Source organism: Citrobacter sp. GW821-FHT07H02 (assembly GCF_059418505.1).
Map to the genome: position 1 here is coordinate 155402 of NZ_JBWKPZ010000002.1, position 19677 is coordinate 175078.

General features: G+C 52.2%; 16 protein-coding genes and 1 pseudogene. 10 read left to right on the forward strand and 7 right to left on the reverse strand.

From position 1 onward, the window contains the following. Positions 1–47 precede the first annotated feature (47 nt). From selA to AC07NP_RS03925, 6 genes are all read left to right on the forward strand, one after another. Positions 48–1439 (forward strand): L-seryl-tRNA(Sec) selenium transferase, encoded by a 1392-nt coding sequence (gene selA / locus AC07NP_RS03900; protein WP_494659634.1) that lies wholly within the window; start codon positions 48–50, stop codon positions 1437–1439. After that, positions 1436–3283, forward strand: coding sequence for a selenocysteine-specific translation elongation factor (selB, locus tag AC07NP_RS03905; RefSeq protein ID WP_494659635.1), 1848 nt, complete (start codon positions 1436–1438; stop codon positions 3281–3283). Before selA ends, selB begins: the two co-directional genes overlap by 4 nt. A gap of 190 nt (positions 3284–3473) precedes the next feature. Next, complete coding sequence (gene yiaY, locus AC07NP_RS03910; RefSeq protein WP_203359603.1) at positions 3474–4625, forward strand: L-threonine dehydrogenase; 1152 nt, start codon at positions 3474–3476, stop codon at positions 4623–4625. A gap of 93 nt (positions 4626–4718) precedes the next feature. Further along, the gene (aldB, locus tag AC07NP_RS03915) at positions 4719–6257 is read left to right on the forward strand and encodes an aldehyde dehydrogenase AldB (protein ID WP_192614128.1); all 1539 of its coding nucleotides are present in this window, start codon (positions 4719–4721) and stop codon (positions 6255–6257) included. A gap of 222 nt (positions 6258–6479) precedes the next feature. Beyond that, entirely contained in the window at positions 6480–6803 is a 324-nt protein-coding gene (locus AC07NP_RS03920) for a DUF3302 domain-containing protein (protein WP_203359604.1), read from the forward strand. 5 nt (positions 6804–6808) lie between these two features. Continuing rightward, positions 6809–7945, forward strand: coding sequence for an HlyD family secretion protein (locus tag AC07NP_RS03925; protein WP_494659636.1), 1137 nt, complete (start codon positions 6809–6811; stop codon positions 7943–7945). Here the strand turns inward: AC07NP_RS03925 and AC07NP_RS03930 are convergent. Then, on the reverse strand, positions 7939–8916 hold the full coding sequence (locus AC07NP_RS03930; RefSeq protein WP_203361188.1) for a LysR family transcriptional regulator: 978 nt from the start codon (positions 8914–8916) through the stop codon (positions 7939–7941). The two genes, AC07NP_RS03925 and AC07NP_RS03930, sit on opposite strands and share 7 nt — an antisense overlap. A gap of 121 nt (positions 8917–9037) precedes the next feature. Between AC07NP_RS03930 and AC07NP_RS03935 the strand changes: the two genes are divergently transcribed. Beyond that, a complete protein-coding gene (locus AC07NP_RS03935; protein ID WP_203359606.1) occupies positions 9038–9778 on the forward strand; it encodes a MipA/OmpV family protein in 741 nt (246 codons plus the stop codon). A 33-nt stretch (positions 9779–9811) separates the two neighbouring features. Here the strand turns inward: AC07NP_RS03935 and AC07NP_RS03940 are convergent, their stop codons facing one another. Continuing rightward, positions 9812–10123, reverse strand: a complete 312-nt coding sequence (locus AC07NP_RS03940) for a hypothetical protein (protein WP_203359607.1) — start codon at positions 10121–10123, stop codon at positions 9812–9814. Between the two features lie 113 nt (positions 10124–10236). On the opposite strand from AC07NP_RS03940, the pseudogene AC07NP_RS03945 reads away from it, so the two are divergent. Then, positions 10237–10329: pseudogene (locus tag AC07NP_RS03945) on the forward strand (IclR family transcriptional regulator); the annotation flags it as partial. A 126-nt stretch (positions 10330–10455) separates the two neighbouring features. Beyond that, a complete protein-coding gene (locus tag AC07NP_RS03950) occupies positions 10456–10929 on the forward strand; it encodes a 4Fe-4S dicluster domain-containing protein (RefSeq protein WP_494659637.1) in 474 nt (157 codons plus the stop codon). A 43-nt stretch (positions 10930–10972) separates the two neighbouring features. Here the strand turns inward: AC07NP_RS03950 and avtA are convergent, their stop codons facing one another. Together avtA and malS are read right to left on the reverse strand one after the other, a co-directional pair. Continuing rightward, on the reverse strand, positions 10973–12223 hold the full coding sequence (avtA, locus tag AC07NP_RS03955; protein WP_494659638.1) for a valine--pyruvate transaminase: 1251 nt from the start codon (positions 12221–12223) through the stop codon (positions 10973–10975). Positions 12224–12399: 176 nt separating this feature from the next. Next, a complete protein-coding gene (gene malS, locus AC07NP_RS03960; protein ID WP_494659639.1) occupies positions 12400–14430 on the reverse strand; it encodes an alpha-amylase in 2031 nt (676 codons plus the stop codon). 316 nt (positions 14431–14746) lie between these two features. Between malS and AC07NP_RS03965 the strand changes: the two genes are divergently transcribed. Beyond that, positions 14747–15571, forward strand: a complete 825-nt coding sequence (locus tag AC07NP_RS03965) for a protein bax (RefSeq protein WP_203359611.1) — start codon at positions 14747–14749, stop codon at positions 15569–15571. A gap of 47 nt (positions 15572–15618) precedes the next feature. Here AC07NP_RS03965 and xylR read toward each other — a convergent pair whose 3' ends face one another. The 3 genes from xylR to AC07NP_RS03980 all read right to left on the reverse strand — a co-directional run bounded on the left by xylR (position 15619) and on the right by AC07NP_RS03980 (position 19579). After that, a complete protein-coding gene (gene xylR, locus AC07NP_RS03970) occupies positions 15619–16797 on the reverse strand; it encodes a D-xylose utilization transcriptional activator XylR (RefSeq protein WP_494659640.1) in 1179 nt (392 codons plus the stop codon). An 81-nt stretch (positions 16798–16878) separates the two neighbouring features. Beyond that, complete coding sequence (gene xylH / locus AC07NP_RS03975; protein ID WP_494659641.1) at positions 16879–18060, reverse strand: xylose ABC transporter permease XylH; 1182 nt, start codon at positions 18058–18060, stop codon at positions 16879–16881. Next, the gene (locus tag AC07NP_RS03980; protein WP_494659642.1) at positions 18038–19579 is read right to left on the reverse strand and encodes a xylose ABC transporter ATP-binding protein; all 1542 of its coding nucleotides are present in this window, start codon (positions 19577–19579) and stop codon (positions 18038–18040) included. Before AC07NP_RS03980 ends, xylH begins: the two co-directional genes overlap by 23 nt. Between the last annotated feature and the right edge of the window lie 98 nt (positions 19580–19677).

The window sequence follows — 19677 nt, forward strand, 5'->3', positions numbered from 1 at the left end:
ACCTCCCTCTCCGCACCGGAGAGGGCCACCAACAGCCAGGCTTTTTCATGACAACCGAAACGCGTTCGCTTTACAGTCAGCTTCCCGCTATTGATCGCTTATTGCGTGATAGCGCCTTTCATTCTTTGCGTGACATTCACGGGCATACCCAACTGGTGGAGCTGCTTCGCCAGATGCTCGATGAAGCCAGAGAGATGATACGGGACGCGCAGGCATTGCCGGTATGGAGTGAAAACTGGGCGCAAGAGGCGAAAGCCCGGCTGGAAAAAGAGTCGCAAAGTGCGTTACGCCCAGTGTTCAACCTGACAGGAACGGTGCTGCACACCAATCTCGGGCGTGCGATACAGGCGCAAGAGGCGATTGACGCCGTCGCAGATGCGATGCGCTCTCCGGTAACGCTGGAGTATGACCTGGATGATGCCGGCCGCGGGCATCGCGATCGGGCGTTAGCTGACCTGTTGTGCCGCATCACCGGTGCGGAAGACGCCTGTATCGTCAATAACAACGCGGCGGCGGTGCTGTTGATGCTGGCGGCAATGGCCAGCGGCAAAGAGGTGGTCGTTTCCCGCGGTGAACTGGTCGAGATTGGCGGCGCGTTCCGCATTCCGGATGTCATGCGTCAGGCCGGGTGTACGCTGCATGAGGTGGGAACGACCAATCGGACGCATGCAGATGATTATCGCCAGGCGGTGAACGAGAACACGGGCCTGCTGATGAAAGTGCATACCAGTAACTACAGCATCGAAGGATTTACTCACTCGGTGGATGAAGCTGAACTGGCGACCATCGGGATGGAGCGGGATATTCCAGTGGTGACGGATCTGGGTAGTGGTTCACTGGTGGATCTGAGTCAGTATGGTTTGCCAAAAGAGCCGATGCCGCAGCAACTGATTGCGGCTGGCGTCAGCCTGGTGAGTTTTTCTGGCGACAAACTGCTGGGCGGACCGCAGGCCGGGATTATTGTCGGTAAGAAAGAGATGATTGCCCGTTTGCAACGTCACCCGCTGAAACGTGCACTGCGGGCGGATAAAATGACCCTCGCTGCGCTGGAAGCGACGCTGCGTCTGTACCTGCACCCGGAAGCATTAGCAGAGAAATTACCGACACTGCGGCTGTTAACCCGCAGCGAAGCGGCGATTCAGGCACAGGCACAGCGGTTACAGACGTTGATTGCCGCGCATTATGAAGGGCTGTTTGCCGTCAATGTCATGCCCTGTCTGTCGCAGATTGGCAGCGGTTCACTGCCTGTTGATCGGTTGCCCAGCGCGGCACTGACATTTACCCCGCATGATGGGCGGGGAAGCCATCTCGACGCGCTGGCGGCGCGCTGGCGTGCGCTACCTACGCCAATCATTGGCCGCATTTACGATGGCCGCTTATGGCTGGATTTGCGCTGTCTTGAAGATGAAACCCGGTTTATGGAGTTGATGTTGAAATGATTATTGCCACTGCCGGACACGTTGACCACGGTAAAACAACGTTATTACAGGCGATTACGGGTGTGAATGCCGATCGTCTGCCTGAAGAGAAAAAGCGCGGCATGACCATCGACCTGGGGTATGCCTACTGGCCGCAGGCGGATGGTCGCGTGCTTGGGTTTATTGATGTTCCAGGCCACGAGAAATTTTTGTCCAACATGCTGGCGGGGGTGGGCGGTATTGACCACGCACTGCTGGTGGTGGCTTGCGACGATGGCGTAATGGCGCAAACGCGCGAACATCTGCAGATCCTAAAACTGACGGGGAATCCGCAACTCACCGTCGCACTCACCAAAGCTGACCGGGTGGATGAGGCGCGAATTGAAGAGGTGCGTGAAGAGATCCAGACGACGCTGGCGCACTATGGTTTTTCCGGGGCTGAGCTGTTTGTGACCGCCGCCAGTGAAGGGCGCGGCATTGACACGTTGCGTGAACATCTGCAGCAATTATCGACGCGTGCCCATGCAAGTAATCAGAGTTTCCGTCTGGCCCTCGATCGCGCCTTTACGGTGAAAGGAGCGGGACTGGTGGTAACCGGGACAGCGCTCAGTGGTGAAGTCCATGTCGGCGACACGTTGTGGCTCACTGGCGTGAATAAACCGATGCGTGTACGTAGCCTGCATGCGCAAAATCAGCCGACTGAGTACGCCCATGCGGGGCAGCGTATCGCGTTAAATATCGCGGGCGACGCGGAAAAAGATCAGCTTAACCGTGGCGACTGGTTGCTCTCCGATGCGCCGCCCGAGGCATTCACCCGCGTCATTGTCTCTTTAGAACAACAGGCGCCGCTCACGCAGTGGCAGCCACTGCATATCCACCATGCCGCCAGCCATGTGACCGGGCGCGTCTCGCTGCTGGAAGGTTCGCTGGCCGAGCTGGTTTTTGATACTCCGCTCTGGCTTGCTGATAACGACCGCCTGGTATTGCGTGATATCTCCGCGCGCGCCACGTTGGCGGGAGCGCGTATTGTGATGCTCAATCCGCCGCGCCGCGGTAAACGTAAGCCCGACTATTTACAGTGGCTGTCGGCGTTGGAAAATGCGCAGGATGACAGCGCCGCGCTGGCGATTCATCTGGAGCGTGGGGCCGTCAATCTGCCCGATTTTGCGTGGGCGCGCCAACTCAATGGCGAAGGTATGCGTCAACTTATTGATCAGCCTGATTTTATTCAGGCCGGATACAGCCTGTTGAACGCCCCTGTCGCCGCCCGCTGGCAGCGTAAAATCCTCGATACGCTGGTGACCTACCATGAGCAGCATCGTGACGAACCGGGACCTGGACGCGAGCGGCTGCGACGCATGGCGCTGCCAATGGAAGACGAAGCGCTGGTATTGTTGCTGATCGAACGTATGCGGGAAAGTGGCGTTATTCATAGCCATCACGGGTGGTTGCATCTCCCCGATCACAAAGCCGGGTTCAGCGACGAGCAACAGGTCATCTGGCACAAAACCGAATCGCTGTTTGGCGATGAACCCTGGTGGGTGCGGGATCTGGCGCGGGAAACCGGAAGTGATGAACAAAACATGCGTCAGGTATTACGACAAGCTGCGCAGCAAGGAATGATTACAGCAATCGTGAAAGATCGTTATTACCGTAATGATCGGATTGTCTCTTTTGCCAATATGATCCGCGACCTGGATAGGGAAAAAGGATCAACCTGTGCGGCTGATTTCCGTGATCGACTCAATGTTGGGCGAAAACTGGCCATTCAGATTCTGGAGTATTTTGACAGGATTGGTTTTACTCGTCGCCGGGGAAATGATCACCTGTTACGGGATGCTTTATTATTTCCTGAAAAGAAATGATACGGTTAATATATGCACGACATAAATTAATACAAAAAATACATTGATTTGGATAAAGCATGTTCAGTTATTAACCGAATGTGCTTTTTTATTTTCATCATTATGAAAAAAACAACGCTGATCATATTTTGAGTAAACATTACTCCGTATGCTGCTTTTCTGATTTATTGATGAAATTAAGGATAGTTTTATGGCTGCTTCAACATTTTTTATTCCTTCCGTTAATATCATTGGCGCTGATTCACTGAAAGACGCGATGAACACAATGGCGGAATATGGATTTCGCCGCACGTTAATTGTCACGGATACGATGCTGACAAAATTAGGTATGGCGGGCGAAATTCAAAAAGCGCTGCAGGAACGTGATATTTTCAGCGTGGTTTATGATGGTACGCAGCCTAACCCAACCACTGGAAACGTTGCCGCTGGGCTGAAAATGCTTGAAGAAAATGCGTGCGACAGCGTGATTTCTCTGGGCGGTGGATCCCCGCACGACTGCGCAAAAGGTATTGCGCTGGTGGCGGCTAACGGCGGTGATATCCGTGATTATGAAGGCGTGGACCGCTCTGCGAAACCACAGCTGCCTATGATTGCCATTAACACCACGGCAGGAACTGCATCGGAAATGACCCGCTTCTGCATCATCACCGACGAAGCGCGCCACATTAAAATGGCGATTGTGGATAAACACGTCACCCCGCTTCTCTCCGTGAACGACTCTTCGCTGATGGTCGGTATGCCGAAATCGCTGACCGCCGCGACCGGCATGGATGCGTTGACCCACGCGATTGAAGCGTACGTTTCTATTGCCGCCACGCCGATTACCGATGCATGCGCTCTGAAAGCCGTCACCATGATTGCCGAGAATCTGCCGACTGCGGTTGAAGATGGCAGCAACGCGCAGGCGCGTGAAGCGATGGCCTATGCGCAGTTCCTGGCGGGAATGGCGTTTAACAACGCCTCTCTTGGCTATGTCCATGCGATGGCGCACCAGCTCGGCGGTTTCTACAACCTGCCGCATGGCGTGTGTAACGCCGTATTGCTGCCGCACGTTCAGGTATTTAACAGCCAGGTTGCGGCAGGACGTCTGCGTGATTGCGCGGCGGCGATGGGCGTGAACGTGGCTGGTATGAGCGACGCGGAAGGCGCGCAAGCTTGTATCGCCGCGATTCGTGAACTGGCGCAGCAGGTGAACATCCCGGCGGGTCTGCGGGATCTGAACGTGAAAGAAGAAGACTTTCCGGTACTGGCGACCAATGCGCTGAAAGATGCTTGCGGTCTGACCAACCCGATCCAGGCGACCCACGAGGAGATCATGGCGATTTATCGTGCTGCCATGTAATTCGTGATACTTGTCGTAAAGCATGAAAAGGCTGGCGAAGATTTCGCCAGCCACGTCTACCCTTGTAGTACCTCTACAGCTAAGGAGACGTTCATGACCAATAATCCCCCTTCAACACGTATCCAGCCCGGCGAATATGGTTATCCTCTGAAGTTAAAAGCCCGCTACGACAACTTTATCGGTGGCGACTGGGTTGCGCCTGCAGACGGTGAGTACTATCAGAACCTGACGCCTGTGACCGGGCAACTGCTGTGTGAAGTGGCCTCTTCCGGCAAAAAAGATATCGATCTGGCACTTGATGCTGCCCATAAGATAAAAGACAAATGGGCGCATACCTCTGTACAGGATCGCGCTGCCATTCTGTTCAAAATTGCCGATCGTATGGAGCAAAATCTGGAGCTGCTGGCAACGGCGGAAACCTGGGACAACGGCAAACCGATTCGTGAAACCAGCGCTGCCGACGTGCCGCTGGCGATCGATCATTTCCGCTATTTTGCCTCGTGCATCCGTGCGCAGGAAGGCGGTATCAGTGAAGTGGACAGCGACACGGTCGCTTACCATTTCCATGAACCGCTTGGCGTGGTGGGACAAATCATTCCGTGGAACTTCCCTCTGCTGATGGCAAGCTGGAAAATGGCGCCAGCGCTGGCGGCGGGCAACTGTGTAGTGCTCAAACCCGCACGTCTGACACCGCTTTCGGTGCTGTTGCTGATGGAAATCATTGGCGATTTGTTGCCGCCGGGCGTGGTGAACGTGGTTAACGGTGCGGGCGGGGAGATCGGTGAATATCTGGCAACCTCGAAACGCATCGCAAAAGTGGCGTTTACCGGTTCAACGGAAGTTGGGCAGCAGATCATGCAGTATGCCACGCAGAACATTATTCCGGTGACGCTGGAGCTGGGTGGGAAATCCCCGAATATCTTCTTTGCTGATGTGATGGATGAAGAAGATGCGTTCTTCGACAAGGCGCTGGAAGGCTTTGCCCTCTTTGCATTTAACCAGGGCGAGGTCTGTACTTGCCCGAGTCGCGCGCTGGTACAGGAATCCATTTATGAGCGCTTTATGGAACGAGCGATTCGCCGGGTAGAGAGCATCCGCAGTGGTAACCCGCTCGACAGCGTGACGCAGATGGGGGCGCAGGTCTCTCATGGTCAGATGGAAACCATTCTGAATTACATTGATATTGGTAAGAAAGAAGGGGCTGATGTTCTGACTGGCGGGCGGCGCAAACAGCTGGAAGGTGAGTTAAAAGAGGGCTACTACCTCGAGCCGACCATCCTGTTCGGTAAGAACAATATGCGCGTATTCCAGGAGGAGATCTTCGGCCCGGTGCTGGCGGTGACGACCTTCAAAACGATGGATGAAGCGCTGGCGCTCGCTAACGACACTCAATATGGCCTCGGCGCTGGGGTCTGGAGTCGCAATGGCAATCTGGCCTATAAAATGGGACGTGGTATTCAGGCCGGGCGCGTGTGGACCAACTGTTACCATGCTTATCCCGCGCATGCCGCGTTTGGGGGCTATAAGCAGTCGGGCATTGGCCGAGAGACACACAAAATGATGCTCGAGCACTATCAGCAAACCAAATGTCTGCTGGTGAGCTACTCTGATAAACCGCTAGGATTGTTCTGATATTAATTTTATAACATGCCCGGTGACCTTACGTTTACCGGGCATGAATCCCTTCAAATCCAGCGCAGGTTCATCCGCAACACCACTGTAGTACATATAAAACTATATAGCTTTATATAAATATGGGCATTGCCTGGCGAGCTCCCCCCCCATTACTATCCTCCAGATGTATTTGTTTTTGTTAAAATGCTGATTGATATTTTTTGAGTTTTTGAGGGAAATATGTTCCTGAATTATTTTGCACTAGGTGTATTGGTTGTCGTATTCCTGGTTATTTTTTATGGGATTATCATTCTGCATGATATTCCTTACCTCATTGCGAAAAAACGCAATCATCCACATGCCGATGCGATACATGTCGCCGGTTGGGTGAGTTTGTTTACGTTACATATTATTTGGCCTTTCTTATGGATTTGGGCCACGCTGTATCGTCCGGACCGCGGATGGGGAATGCAGAGTCATAACCCTGACCTTATTGAGTTGCAACAACGTGTCGCCGGACTGGAAAAACAACTGGCCGAGGCTAAGTCCTCCCCAGCGGAGTAATTGTTATGGATTTACTGATTATTCTCACCTATGTGGCTTTTGCATGGGCCATGTTTAAGATCTTCAAAATTCCCGTCAATAAATGGACAATACCGACTGCGGCATTAGGCGGTATATTTATTGTGAGCGGTTTAATATTACTGATGAACTATAACCATCCGTATACTTTTAAAGCGCAGAAGGCGGTGGTTTCCATTCCGGTAGTGCCGTTGGTGACAGGTACTGTCATCGAAGTGACGGATAAGAAAGATACCCTGATAAAAAAAGGGGAAATTCTTTTCAAATTGAATCCGGGACGTTATCAGGCTCGGGTTAATCGTTTGCAGGCTGATATTGTCACGGCGACCCATAAAGAGCAGACGCTTGTCGCGCAACTGGCAGAAATGCAGGCAAATACTCAGAAGGCGAAAGCCACGCGGGATCGAGTTGGGAAAGATTATCAGCGTTACCTGCAGGGCAGTCAGGCAAAAGTGAATCCGTTCTCGGAACGCGATATTGATGCTGCACGGCAGAACTATCTGGCTCAGGAAGCGGCAGTCAAATCATCCATTGCAGAAGAGCAGCAGATCCAAAGTCAGTTAGACAGTCTGGTTGAGGGCGAAAACTCGCAGGTCGCCAGCCTCAGAGCGCAACTTGCGGAAGCTGAATTTAACCTTGAACAAACCGTCGTGCGCGCGCCGAGCGATGGATATGCGACGCAGGTATTGATCCGTCCTGGCACCTATGCCGCCGCTCTGCCTCTGCGTCCGGTGATGGTGTTTATTCCCAGCCAGAAACGACAAATTATCGCTCAGTTCCGGCAGAACTCGCTGCTGCGTTTGAAGCCTGGCGATGAAGCTGAAGTGGTGTTTAACGCCTTGCCGGGAAGAGTGTATAGCGGGAAGCTCTCTTCCATTAGCCCCGCAGTACCCGGGGGGACATATCAGTCGATGGGCGCCTTACAATCTTTAAACGTCACGCCTGGAACAGATGGGGTGATCGCCAGCATCGAACTGAATGAGAATGTGGATTTCAACGCGCTGCCTGACGGTATCTTCGCCCAGGTTGCCGTCTATTCCGAGCACTTCAGCCACGTCTCCATTATGCGTAAAGTGCTGTTGCGAATGACCAGTTGGATGCACTACCTGTATCTCGATCATTGATCTGTTAACTGACAAGCTTGCTCAGGTGATTTCTGGATTACGTGAGCAAGCTGATGACGAATTTCGTTCAGCAACTCATCCAGCACATACTGCACCCGCCAGGGTTGATACTCACGCTTGCGGAAGATAACGACTAAATCCAGCCACCACTGATGTTGTTCCGGAAAACAGGGGAACAACGTTCCAGACTGAATATCCTGCTTCAATGTTGTATCTGGCGCAAAGACAATGCCCAAATGATTGCGGGCAAGGTCGAGTGCTGCTTGCGTATTGTCGCAAACATAATTTCCTTTCACCCGATACTCATGAATATCCACCCCGCCGTTTGATGCAAAACGCCAGATATTGGCATCATCAATCATCATTGAATCAATAAGAATACAGGAATGATTTTCAAGTTCCTGGGGGTGATTAATGGGATGCTTATTTAGATATTCACGACTGGCATAAGCGCTGACGGCATATTTTGCCAGGAATGAGGCAACCAACGTTTGATCTTTCGGTGGCGCATACGTCACCATAATGTCGCAGTCATCTGGAAAGTCGACACCTTCATAAAATGCTTTTCGTTCAAGGTTTGATGTTTTAAGTGTTAAAATAATGTCGCCAATATTTGATATATTAGCAATAACATTCTTAGATAAATAAGAAGTAATACCTGTAGGTGCATACACGGTAACGCGTCCGCTTTTTTCATGCTTATAATCAGCAATAAAATTAGTTAACTGATTATTTTTATCCAGGCAGGTGTTGATATACGGGAGAAGCGCGGCCCCAAACGGTGTGAGCGTCAGTTGTCGGGTGGTTCTGTCGAATACCTTTAATCCTATTTTTGATTCAAAATCAGCAAGGTACTTGCTAACGTTTGCCTGTGCGATACCCAGCGCTAACGCGGCATGGCTGATATTTTCGCTGGCAGCAATTACCGAGATAATCTTTAATTCTCTCAGCTTGAGTTGTTGTTTATTCATCATGGAATCCATGTATATATGAATTTATATATTACTATATAAATAAGTACATTGCATCGATGAAATTGTAAGCATTATTATGCACGCGCTTTGTAGCTTATTTTAAAATGGAAAGTTTGGCATGTTAATTAAACGTAATATTTTGGCAGTATTTGCAATGTCTTTTATGGCGAGTGCAACTGCTTCAGAATTCTCTCTTGGTGCCGGTGCTGTTTATAATGAATCACCGTATCGCGGCTATAATGAAAATGTTCACGCGGTGCCGCTGATCAGTTACGAAAGTGAGTCTTTTTATTTCAGACAAACATCCTTAGGTTATATTCTTTCAAAAAATGAAAAAAACGAATTTAGCATAACCGCTTCCTGGATGCCGCTGGAGTTTGATCCTGCCGACAACGATGAGCATGACATGAAGCAGCTGGATAAGCGCGACAGCACAGCCATGGTCGGTGCCGCATGGTATCGCCACGAGAAGTGGGGAAGCGTGAAAGTCTCTGCTGCCGCAGATGTTCTGGATAACAGCAATGGTTGGATGGGTGAGGTTTCTGTTTTCCGCCAAATGCCTGTGGGTAAATTCACCCTTACACCGTCTGCTGGTGTCTTCTATTACGACGAAAATTTCAACGACTACTACTACGGTGTATCGGGCAGCGAATCCCGCCGCAGCGGACTGTCCAGCTACTCGCCTGACGACAGCTGGATGCCGTATGTGGGTCTGACCATGAAGTATCCGTTAACCAACAATCTGGTGCTGGTTGCCAACGCAACCTATACCGTGCTGCCGGACGATGTTAAAGACAGCCCGATGGTGGATCGCGACGACAGTTTCGCTTTCATGACCGGACTGAGCTGGCGCTTCTGATAATGGTTTTAGCCCGGCTGCGTGCCGGCCGGGTTAATCCAGCGTCTTTACCTTAAGAGGACGAAAACGGCTGTAGATCCACAGTCCCAGGCAGGTGACTGAGCCCATGAATGCGGTAAAGATAACGGTAACAAACAGGGCGCTGAACATCGCTGCCGGAAGCGCAAGAATGCCATGTACCGGTTGATCGTTCCATTTCACCATGTCGGCCCCAAAGATACCCATCACACCGCACACCACCGCAAAAATTTGCAATGGAATACCAAGGCCAATCAGCATAAGCCGATAGATTGCTGACGGTTTGATTCGCTTCATGGAGATGTCGGTGGCGCTGTCCTTGCTCATTTTTATTTTCTCATCGAAAGGTAAAGTGCTGTGATTGTAGCATGAAGGGATGAGCCTGACCTGCAAGCGCCTGTTGTGCCGCCGGGTTGGTTTTATCTTTTATTTCTCTATGCCTTAAGCCGGTGAGAGAAAAGAATTTTCTTAAGTTGCTGCGTGAGGCCGCTTTGGCAAATTCGAATGAACTGGGTTTTAGTGTGAGGGATTAACGTCGTCAGACAAAACACCAGAACATGACGGGCATCTGACAAAAATGTGTGATTTCCGTTGTCGGATCAAAGCAGCGCTGGCGGCCACTCTGGCACTCTGGCGTTTTAGGTCGAAGGGAGCAGGTCATGAACCCATTTATTGTGGCGGATGCAACGAAGTGCATTGGATGTCGGACCTGCGAAGTTGCCTGTGTGGTCTCACATCAGGAGAACCAGGACTGCGCAGCAGTCTCCTCCGGAGAATTTGTCTCGCGAATTCGGGTCATTAAAGATAACGCATTCACCACAGCGGTCACCTGCCATCAATGTGAAGATGCACCGTGTGCGAACGTCTGCCCGACGCAGGCTATTCGTCGCGAACGTGGGCATATCTTCGTTGAGCAATCGCGCTGTATCGGGTGTAAAAGTTGTATGCTGGCATGCCCGTTTGGGGCGATGAATGTGGTTTCGACGTTGTCACGGACGCAGGCCATCAAGTGCGATCTTTGCTGGCATCGCGAGGCGGGGCCCGCCTGTGTCGAGGCCTGTCCAACCCATGCCTTAGCGTGCCTGGACGTCGTCACGCTACAACGTCATCGTCTGCTTTCCCAACCATTGTGAACACGACATTCCCGGCAATCATGACCGGGAATGTGACGTTCTGTCAGCCCTCAAGCCAGGCGCGTTCAATCTCTTCAGCCAGAATTTTTACGCCCGCTTCGATTTTTTCCGGTTCGGGAACGTAATTCATCCGCATACATTGATGCGTGTGCGGCCATGGCTTATCCAGTCCTGGGAAGAAGTAGTCGCCGGGCACCATCAGGACGCCGCGTTTTTTCAGGCGCTGATAGAGCAATTCTGTTGTGATGGGCAAATCCTTAAACCACAACCACAGGAAAATGGCGCCCTCCGGTTTATGGATCAGGCAGCGGTCTTCAGATAAATAGCGACGAATGATGGTAATCGTCTCCTGAACGCGCTGGTAATAAAACGGTTTGATCACGGTCTCTGACAGGCGCAGCAGATCGTTGCGTTTGATCATTTCACACATCATCGCGGGCCCCATCCCCCCAGGCGCCAGGCTGATAATGCCGTTCATGTTGGTGATGGCGGTGATGATTTCTTCATTGGCGATAATAATACCGCAGCGAGAACCGGGCAGCCCCAGCTTGGAGAGGCTCATACACAGAATAGTGTTGGGGTTCCACAACGGTCGTGCGTCGCTGAAAATAATTCCCGGGAAGGGGACGCCGTAGGCGTTATCAATCACCAGCGGGATGCTATGTTGATGCGCCAGAGCGTCCAGCTTCATGAGCTCTTCGTCGGTGATGACATTACCGGTTGGGTTTGTTGGGCGCGATACACAGATCATGCCCGTCTCTTCGCCGATATGCAGATGTTCAAAATCAACGTGATATTTAAACTGGCCTTCCGGCAGCAACTCAATATTCGGGCGTGCCGAAACGAAGAGATCTTCCTCCAGACCTGAATCGGCATAGCCAATGTATTCCGGCGCGAGCGGGAAAAGCACTTTTTTGGTCGTGCCGTCGGCGCGGCGTCCGGCAAAGAGATTAAACAAGTAGAAAAATGCGCTCTGACTACCATTTGTTAGCGCAATATTTTGTGGCCCGATATCCCAACCCAGCGTTTCACGGAGCAGTGCGGCGAGCGCGTCCAGTAATTCGGTTTTTCCCTGCGGACCGTCATAATTACAAAGCGCATCAGTGGCTTTGCCATTTTCCAGCATCCCGGTCAGCAGCGTGTGGAAGTATTCCTGCATCGCCGGGATTTGCGCCGGGTTACCGCCGCCAAGCATGATTGCGCCGGGCGTGCGTAAACCGTCGTTGAGGTCCTCCATCAGGCGGGTAATGCCTGAGTGGCGGGTAAATTTGTCGCCAAAAAGTGAGAATGTCATAGCAGATGGTCTGTCGGGCTGAGTAGTAAAGTGGCTAACCATAGCGCTACCTCTGGCAGGGTGCAAATCAGGCGACTGTGAAGAGAATCACACTTTATGCTGCCAGTTTCTGTCTGGTTAGTGTTTTGTTTTGCTAAAGGGTTCTGACACATGACGGGTGCCAGAACCCGGGAGAATCAGGGGCGGCCAGCCCAAATGACCATCACTTTATCGTCACCCTGCTCGCGCACGAAGCCGTATCCCTGCGTTAATGAAAGGGTCGTTTGTTTGCCTGCACCTATGGCGGAATGGCGGGCTCTGAACTGGCTGATACGCTGCCAGTGCGCAACGGTATCCGCCGCGTTACCGTTCACGTCCTGCCAGTTCATCTCTGACCGTGTACCTTGCAGAGGATCGGAGCCTGTCGGGCCGAAAGGTCGCGCAGACTCATCACCGTAAAAAATCTGCACAGCGCCAGGCGCCAGCAGCAACAGCTCCGCTGCTTTATCGCCACCTTCCCGGAACAGGCGAGTATCGTGCGATGAGAGATAGCTCAGGACGTTGAAATCCTGCAATTTTTCTGCCATTTGTTGCCAGGTAAGGTCCATGTCGGCCAGACAATCGACCGCTTTTGCCGCCTGTTCCTGGTAATCAAAATTGATCATCGCGTCGAAGCCGTGGCGGTAGTAGTTGCTTTGCATCACGCCATGACCCCAGGCTTCACCGGTCATCCAGAAGGGGCTGTTATCCAGCGCTTTGTCCGGATTGGCGCGTTTCCATTCAACCAGCGCAGCGCTGGCCTGCGTTTTCAGTTGTTGCCAGGCGGGAAGTTCGACGTGCTTGGCGGTATCGACGCGGAAACCGTCGATGCCGTAGCCTCGTACCCACTGACTTAACCAGTGGGTTAAATAATCTCGCGGTGTGTAACCCGCAATGGCTTTGGCGTGGGTATCCGGTTTGTGTTGATAGAAGACGGGCAGGCCAGAAGGGGTGGTGGACTCGGTTTTGAGATCGGGCAGAAAGGCCAGGGACATGGTCAGGTCATCAAAGCCTGGCGCGTCGTAATCTCCGATGTCGGTGCGGATCCAATTTTTCCCCCACCATTTTTCCCATGCGGTTTTATCGCCGAAGTTGATGTAATCATTAAAGCTGTGCCAGCTTTGACCCGCTGCGGGTTTCCAGTCCGTCCAGCGCTCACCGAGCGTTTTCTTCAGCTCATCTCCCGATAAATACAGCGCGCCAAACTGGTACTCCTGCATATCTGCCAGCGTGGCGTAACCGGTATGGTTCATCACCACATCGAACAGAATTCGAATACCACGCTGATGTGCGCCGTCCACCAGTGCGCGCAGGTCGTCACCGGTACCCATATTGGCGTCAAGTGTGGTCCAGTCCTGGGTGTAATAACCGTGGTAAGCGTAATGAGGAAAATCGCCTTTGGCGCCGCCGCCGACCCAACCATGAATTTGCTCAAAGGGGGCGCTTATCCACAGGGCGTTGACGCCAAGCTGTTGCAGATAGTCCAGCTTGCTCACCAGCCCGCGTAGATCACCGCCATGAAAGGTACCGATCTCCTGCATACCGTCTTTATGGCGACCATAGCTGTTATCGTTTGTCGGATCGCCATTCTGGAAGCGGTCCGTCAGCACAAAATAGACGGTGGCGTTATGCCAGTCGAATGCGGCGGGAGCGTCGGTCTCTGCCCGCTCCAGCAGTAAAAGCCCATTGCTGGTCGCCGCGGGCTGGAGTGTGATGTGACCATTTTTAACCGTGACGATTTGCTGGCTGTAGAAATCACGTACTTTTGAGCCTTCCGCAAAGGTCCCGGCGACATCCAGGGTCAGCGGCGAACCGTCCCATTTCGGGCACTGGCGTATTGGGTTTTCGGCAGGTTCAGCGGCATTCTTTACCGACAGCATCAGTGTTGGTGTACCCGAGCGGGTATCCACCTCCAGCGTATAGTCGCCCTCTTTAAAAAGCCGCCATTGTGGAGGGGCTTCTTCGCACGGTTTGAGGGACAGCATCTGATTGAGCTTTATCGTCTCTGCAGGCTGCCAGCACTGTTGGTCAAACGTCAGCGTTAAAGGGCGAGTACCCTTCGTCAACGTGGTATGGCTGACAAACTTACCGGTTCCTTGTGCAGTAAAAGCCGGGAAGCCGGGCGTTGTCCATGATGCGGCGATCGCAATGCCGGGCATCAACGCCAAAGCAATGGCGGCAAGTTTCATAACGCGGTCCTTGTTGCTGCGATTTTAGTCAGTTTGCCAGTGAAATGGGGCGGCAAAATCATCCTTTGGATGAATACCTCCAGGATGAGGCGCGAGGATGAGCGATCGTGCGCAAAAAACAGCCTTATTTTGCGATAACCTCCACATTTTCATCGAATTAATGACATTCCTAACCGTTAGGGCGTGACATAGTTTCAGAATTGGACTATTCCTTTGAGTGCTCTTGACGGCTATTTTTGATATGATTTGAGATTCAACTCTCATTTTTGTGAAAAATATAAGGTGTTGGAATGTATAAATCCGACCAGGAGACCTAATGATATTGACTCCCATTCGACGATATGGGGCCATGATTCTTATGTTACTCACCATCGCATTTTCGGGTGAGGTGCTGGCAAAGACGCACACGACGACAACGAGTCAGAAGTCCCACGTAACCAAGACAAGTAATACACAGGCAAGCAGTAAACAAGAGTATTCTCGCAATAGTGCAAAGAGCAGTTCACTTCCTGATTTGCGAAAATACCCTTCCGGAACACCAAGGAAAAAAGCGTTTCTCCGGACGGTTATGCCTTATATTACCAGTCAAAATGCTGCCATTACGGCTGATCGTAACTGGCTGATTTCAAAGCAGTACCAGAACCGCTGGTCGCCTTCTGAGCGTGCGCGCATGAAAGATATCGCGAAACGCTACAAGGTGAGCTGGTCCGGCAATACGCGTAAAGTTCCGTGGAACACGTTGCTTGAGCGTGTCGACATTATCCCTACCAGCATGGTGGCGACAATGGCTGCGGCAGAAAGCGGCTGGGGTACCTCTAAGCTGGCCCGTAACAATAACAATCTGTTCGGTATGAAGTGCGGGAAGGGCCGTTGCAGCAACGCGCCTGGTAAGGTGAAAGGCTATTCTCAGTTCGACTCTGTTAAAGAGTCGGTCAGCGCCTATGTCATCAACCTGAATACCCACCCGGCTTACTCCTCCTTCCGTAAGTCGCGCGCGCAATTGCGCAAAGCGGATCAGGAAGTGACGGCGACCGCGATGATTCATAAGTTGAAAGGTTATTCAACGAAAGGACAGAGCTATAACAACTATCTGTTCGCCATGTACCAGGATAACCAGCGCTTAATTGCCGCGCATATGTAATCGTTACATGCCGGATGGCGCATTAGCGCCGCCATCCGGCAAGCACATCACAACAACACTTCACTGTTCAGGTCACGGTACTCTTTTGGGGTCGTGCCATACTCTTTTTTAAAGACCGAATAGAAATATTGCAGGGAAGGATAGCCGCACATTTGTGATATTTCGTTGATCGGCAGTGTGGTGGAAATCAACAGGCTACGCGCTTTTTCCAGTTTTTCAGCATGGATTACGGCGTGAATAGTCTCTCCCACCTCCTCTTTGAATCGCTTCTCCAGATTTGAGCGGGAAATTCCTACCGCATCCAGCACCTGATCAACCTTGATACCTTTACAGGCATGATTGCGAATGAAATGCATGGCCTGAATGACGGCCGGGTCCGTGAGCGAACGATAATCGGTCGACTGACGCTCAACGACGCGCACCGGAGGGACGAGGATACGCTGTAAGGGCATCTCTTCGTTGGCCAGCAGGCGGTGCAGCATTTTGGCGGCCTGATATCCCATCTGCCGTGCGCCCTGTGCGACCGACGAGAGCGCGACGCGTGACAGGTAACGGGTGAGTTCTTCGTTATCAATCCCAATGACACTCAGCTTTTCGGGCACCGGGATGTGCAGATGTTCACAGACCTGCAGCACATGCCGCGCACGGGCGTCCGTCACCGCAATAATGCCGGTTTGTGGCGGAAGGGTTTGCAGCCAGTCCGCCAGGCGATTTTGCGCGTGCTGCCAGTTTTCTGGCGCTGTCTCCAGCCCCTGATAGACCACGCCGCGGTATTTCTCTTCCGCCACTAACTGACAAAACGCGTATTCACGTTCTGCTGCCCAGCGTTTACCGCTGGAGGCGGGCAGGCCATAGAAGGCAAAGCGGTTAATCCCTTTTTCTTTCAGGTGCAGAAAGGCGCTTTCCACCAATGCGAAGTTATCCGTGGCGACGTAATGGACCGGAGGGTAATGTTCAGGAAGATGGTAGGAACCGCCGACGCCGACGATGGGAACGTCAACGTCAGCAAGCAGACGGGCAATCTCATCGTCGTCGTAGTCGGCGATGACGCCATCTCCCAGCCACTCTTTGATGTTATCAATCCGGGCACGAAAGTCTTCTTCAATAAAGATATCCCACTCGGATTGCGACGCTTGCAAATATTCACCGACACCTTCGACGACCTGACGGTCGTAAGCTTTGTTGGCGTTAAATAACAGCGTGATACGATGACGTTTATCAAACATGGTTCTTTTCCTGCTGAATCATGCATAAAAACAATGCCGGTAGATATTTACCGGCATTGAAACTTCCCCATTTTCTTACATTCAGGCACGGCGTTTGGTTGCTGAGTCCATCCATACTGCCAGCAACAGAATCGCTCCCTTCACGATATACTGCCAGAAAGTGGGAACATCCATCATACTCATTCCATTGTCGAGAGAGGCCATAATAAATGCACCCATAACGGCACCGGCGACACTCCCAATACCGCCCGCCAGACTGGTTCCCCCAATCACACACGCGGCAATCGCATCCAATTCCGCAATATTCCCGGCGGAAGGGGAGCCCGCGCCAAGTCGTGAACTGAGGATCAGTCCGGCAATCGCCACCATCAGGCCATTAATGGCGAAGACTGCGAGCTTGGTACGCTCGACGTTAATGCCAGACAGACGTGCGGCTTCGATATTGCCGCCGATGGCGTAAATGCGGCGACCAAAGGCGGTGCGCGTTGCCATAAACATGCCACCGAGCAACAACAGCGTCAGCAACAGCACCGGCGTCGGGACACCGCGATAATCATTCAGCAGCCAGATCGCGCCTAATACGATAATGGCCGTCAACGCCTGGCGACCGACAACCGACGTCGGGACGGGAGATTCAAGACCTAACGCCTGACGGCGCATACGCCCACGCCATTGCCAGCCGATAAACGCCATTAACCCGAGTGCGCCGATGATAAAGCCAGTACCATCAGACAAGTAACTTTGGCCAATCTGCGACATGGCGGCGCTGGTGGGTGAGACGGTTGTGCCGTTGGTGATCCCGATGAGAATACCGCGGAAAGCCAGCATGCCGGCAAGCGTCACAATAAACGAAGGGACTTTGCGGTAGGAGACCCACCATCCGTTCCAGGTGCCGAGAAGCAAACCCAGAGCCAGCGTGACGATCACCGTCAGCGGTAATGGCCACCCGAGCCAGACATCGCAGATTGCCGCGACGCCGCCCAATAAGCCCATCATCGAGCCGACCGAGAGATCGATTTCGGCGGAGATAATCACGAACACCATACCGACTGCCAGGATACCCGTGATCGCGGTTTGCCGCAGCAGGTTAGAGACGTTACGGGCGCTCAGATAGGCGCCCTCTGTGGTCCACGTGAAAAACAACATGATAACGATAATCGCCGCAATCATGACGAAGACTTGTAAATTAAGCGATTTGATTCCGGGGAAGCCGCCTGCCCGTGGGGCCGCAAGTTTCGCTTCAGACGGGGTGTTTTTCGACATGCTGTTCGCTCCTCAATGCGGCTTCCATGACCTGCTCCTGAGTCAGGTTATGATTCACCAGGTTAGCTTTCAGTTTTCCTTCATGCATCACCAGGATGCGATCGCTCAGTCCGAGCACTTCGGGTAATTCGGAAGAGATGACAATGACGGCGATACCTTGCTGCACAAGCTGGTTAATAAGCTTGTAGATTTCATATTTAGCGCCGATATCAATTCCCCGCGTGGGTTCATCAAGGATGAGAATGCGGGGATTTAACAGGAGACAACGTGCCAGAATCGCTTTTTGCTGATTGCCCCCGCTCAAACGACCAATGGCCAGATCGGGAGAGGAGGTTTTGACTTTGAGCTGCTGGAGAGATTCCAGAATGCATTTTTGTTCAGCGGCATCATCGAGATGGCTCAGTGTCCCGGTAAAGGTATCGAGGGCCGCCAGCGTGATGTTTTTTCCCACCGCCATCACGGGAACAATGCCGTCTCTTTTACGGTCTTCGGGAACCATGGCAATACCCTGAGCAATGGCTTGCTGGCAGTTACGAATATCTACCGGCTTGCCCTCAATGAATATTTTCCCCTCCCAACGGCCTGGCCAGACGCCAAACAGACACTGAACGGCTTCGGTACGCCCGGCTCCAACGAGTCCGGCAATGCCCAGAATTTCACCGCGCTTAAGGGAAAAGGAAATATCGTTAACCCGCTTAATATGGCGGTTCACGGGATGCCAGGCGGTGAGGTGCTCAACCCGTAAAATCTCCTCTCCCATTGTGTGCGGTTCACTGGGATAGAGCGCGGTTAGCTCACGACCGACCATCATGGTGATAATATCGTCTTCACTCATGCCAGTGGCATCACGGGTGCCAATATGCTGACCATCGCGAATAACGCAAATCGTATCCGAAATGGCTTTAACCTCATTGAGTTTGTGTGAAATGTAAATGCAGGCAATATCATGCTGTTGCAGATCGCGAATGATATTCAGCAGGATGGCGGTTTCCTGCTCGGTGAGTGAGGCCGTGGGTTCATCCAGAATGAGCAGGCGGACCTGTTTGTTCAGCGCCTTGGCGATTTCGACCAGTTGCTGTTGTCCCAAACCTAAATCACCGACTCGTGTATCGGGCGAAATGGACAAACTGACCTGTTCTAATAATTTTTGGCAACGCAGCGTCATCATGTCGTAATCCAACAGGCCATGACGCGTGATTTCGCTGCCAAGAAATATATTTTCCAGAACCGTCAGATGTTTAACCAGGGCTAATTCCTGGTGAATAATGGCAATACCTTTGCGTTCGGTGTCGCGAATATGGTTGGCCTGAATGGTTTCTCCCGCAAAAATGATCTCGCCTTCGTAAGACCCGTGCGGATAAATACCGCACAGCACCTTCATTAATGTCGATTTCCCGGAACCATTCTCGCCGCATAATGAAACGATTTCGCCAGCATTGACCCTGAGGCTCACGTTATCAACTGCCTTCACGACGCCGAATGTCTTGGTAATGCTCTTCATTTCAAGTAGATATGGCATAACTGCTCCACATAAGCCAATGAGAGAACCCTGCGTGTATACCTGTCGTTATTGTGCTGCAACGTCGGTATCGCCCTCTGATGGTTCAGAGGGCGTAA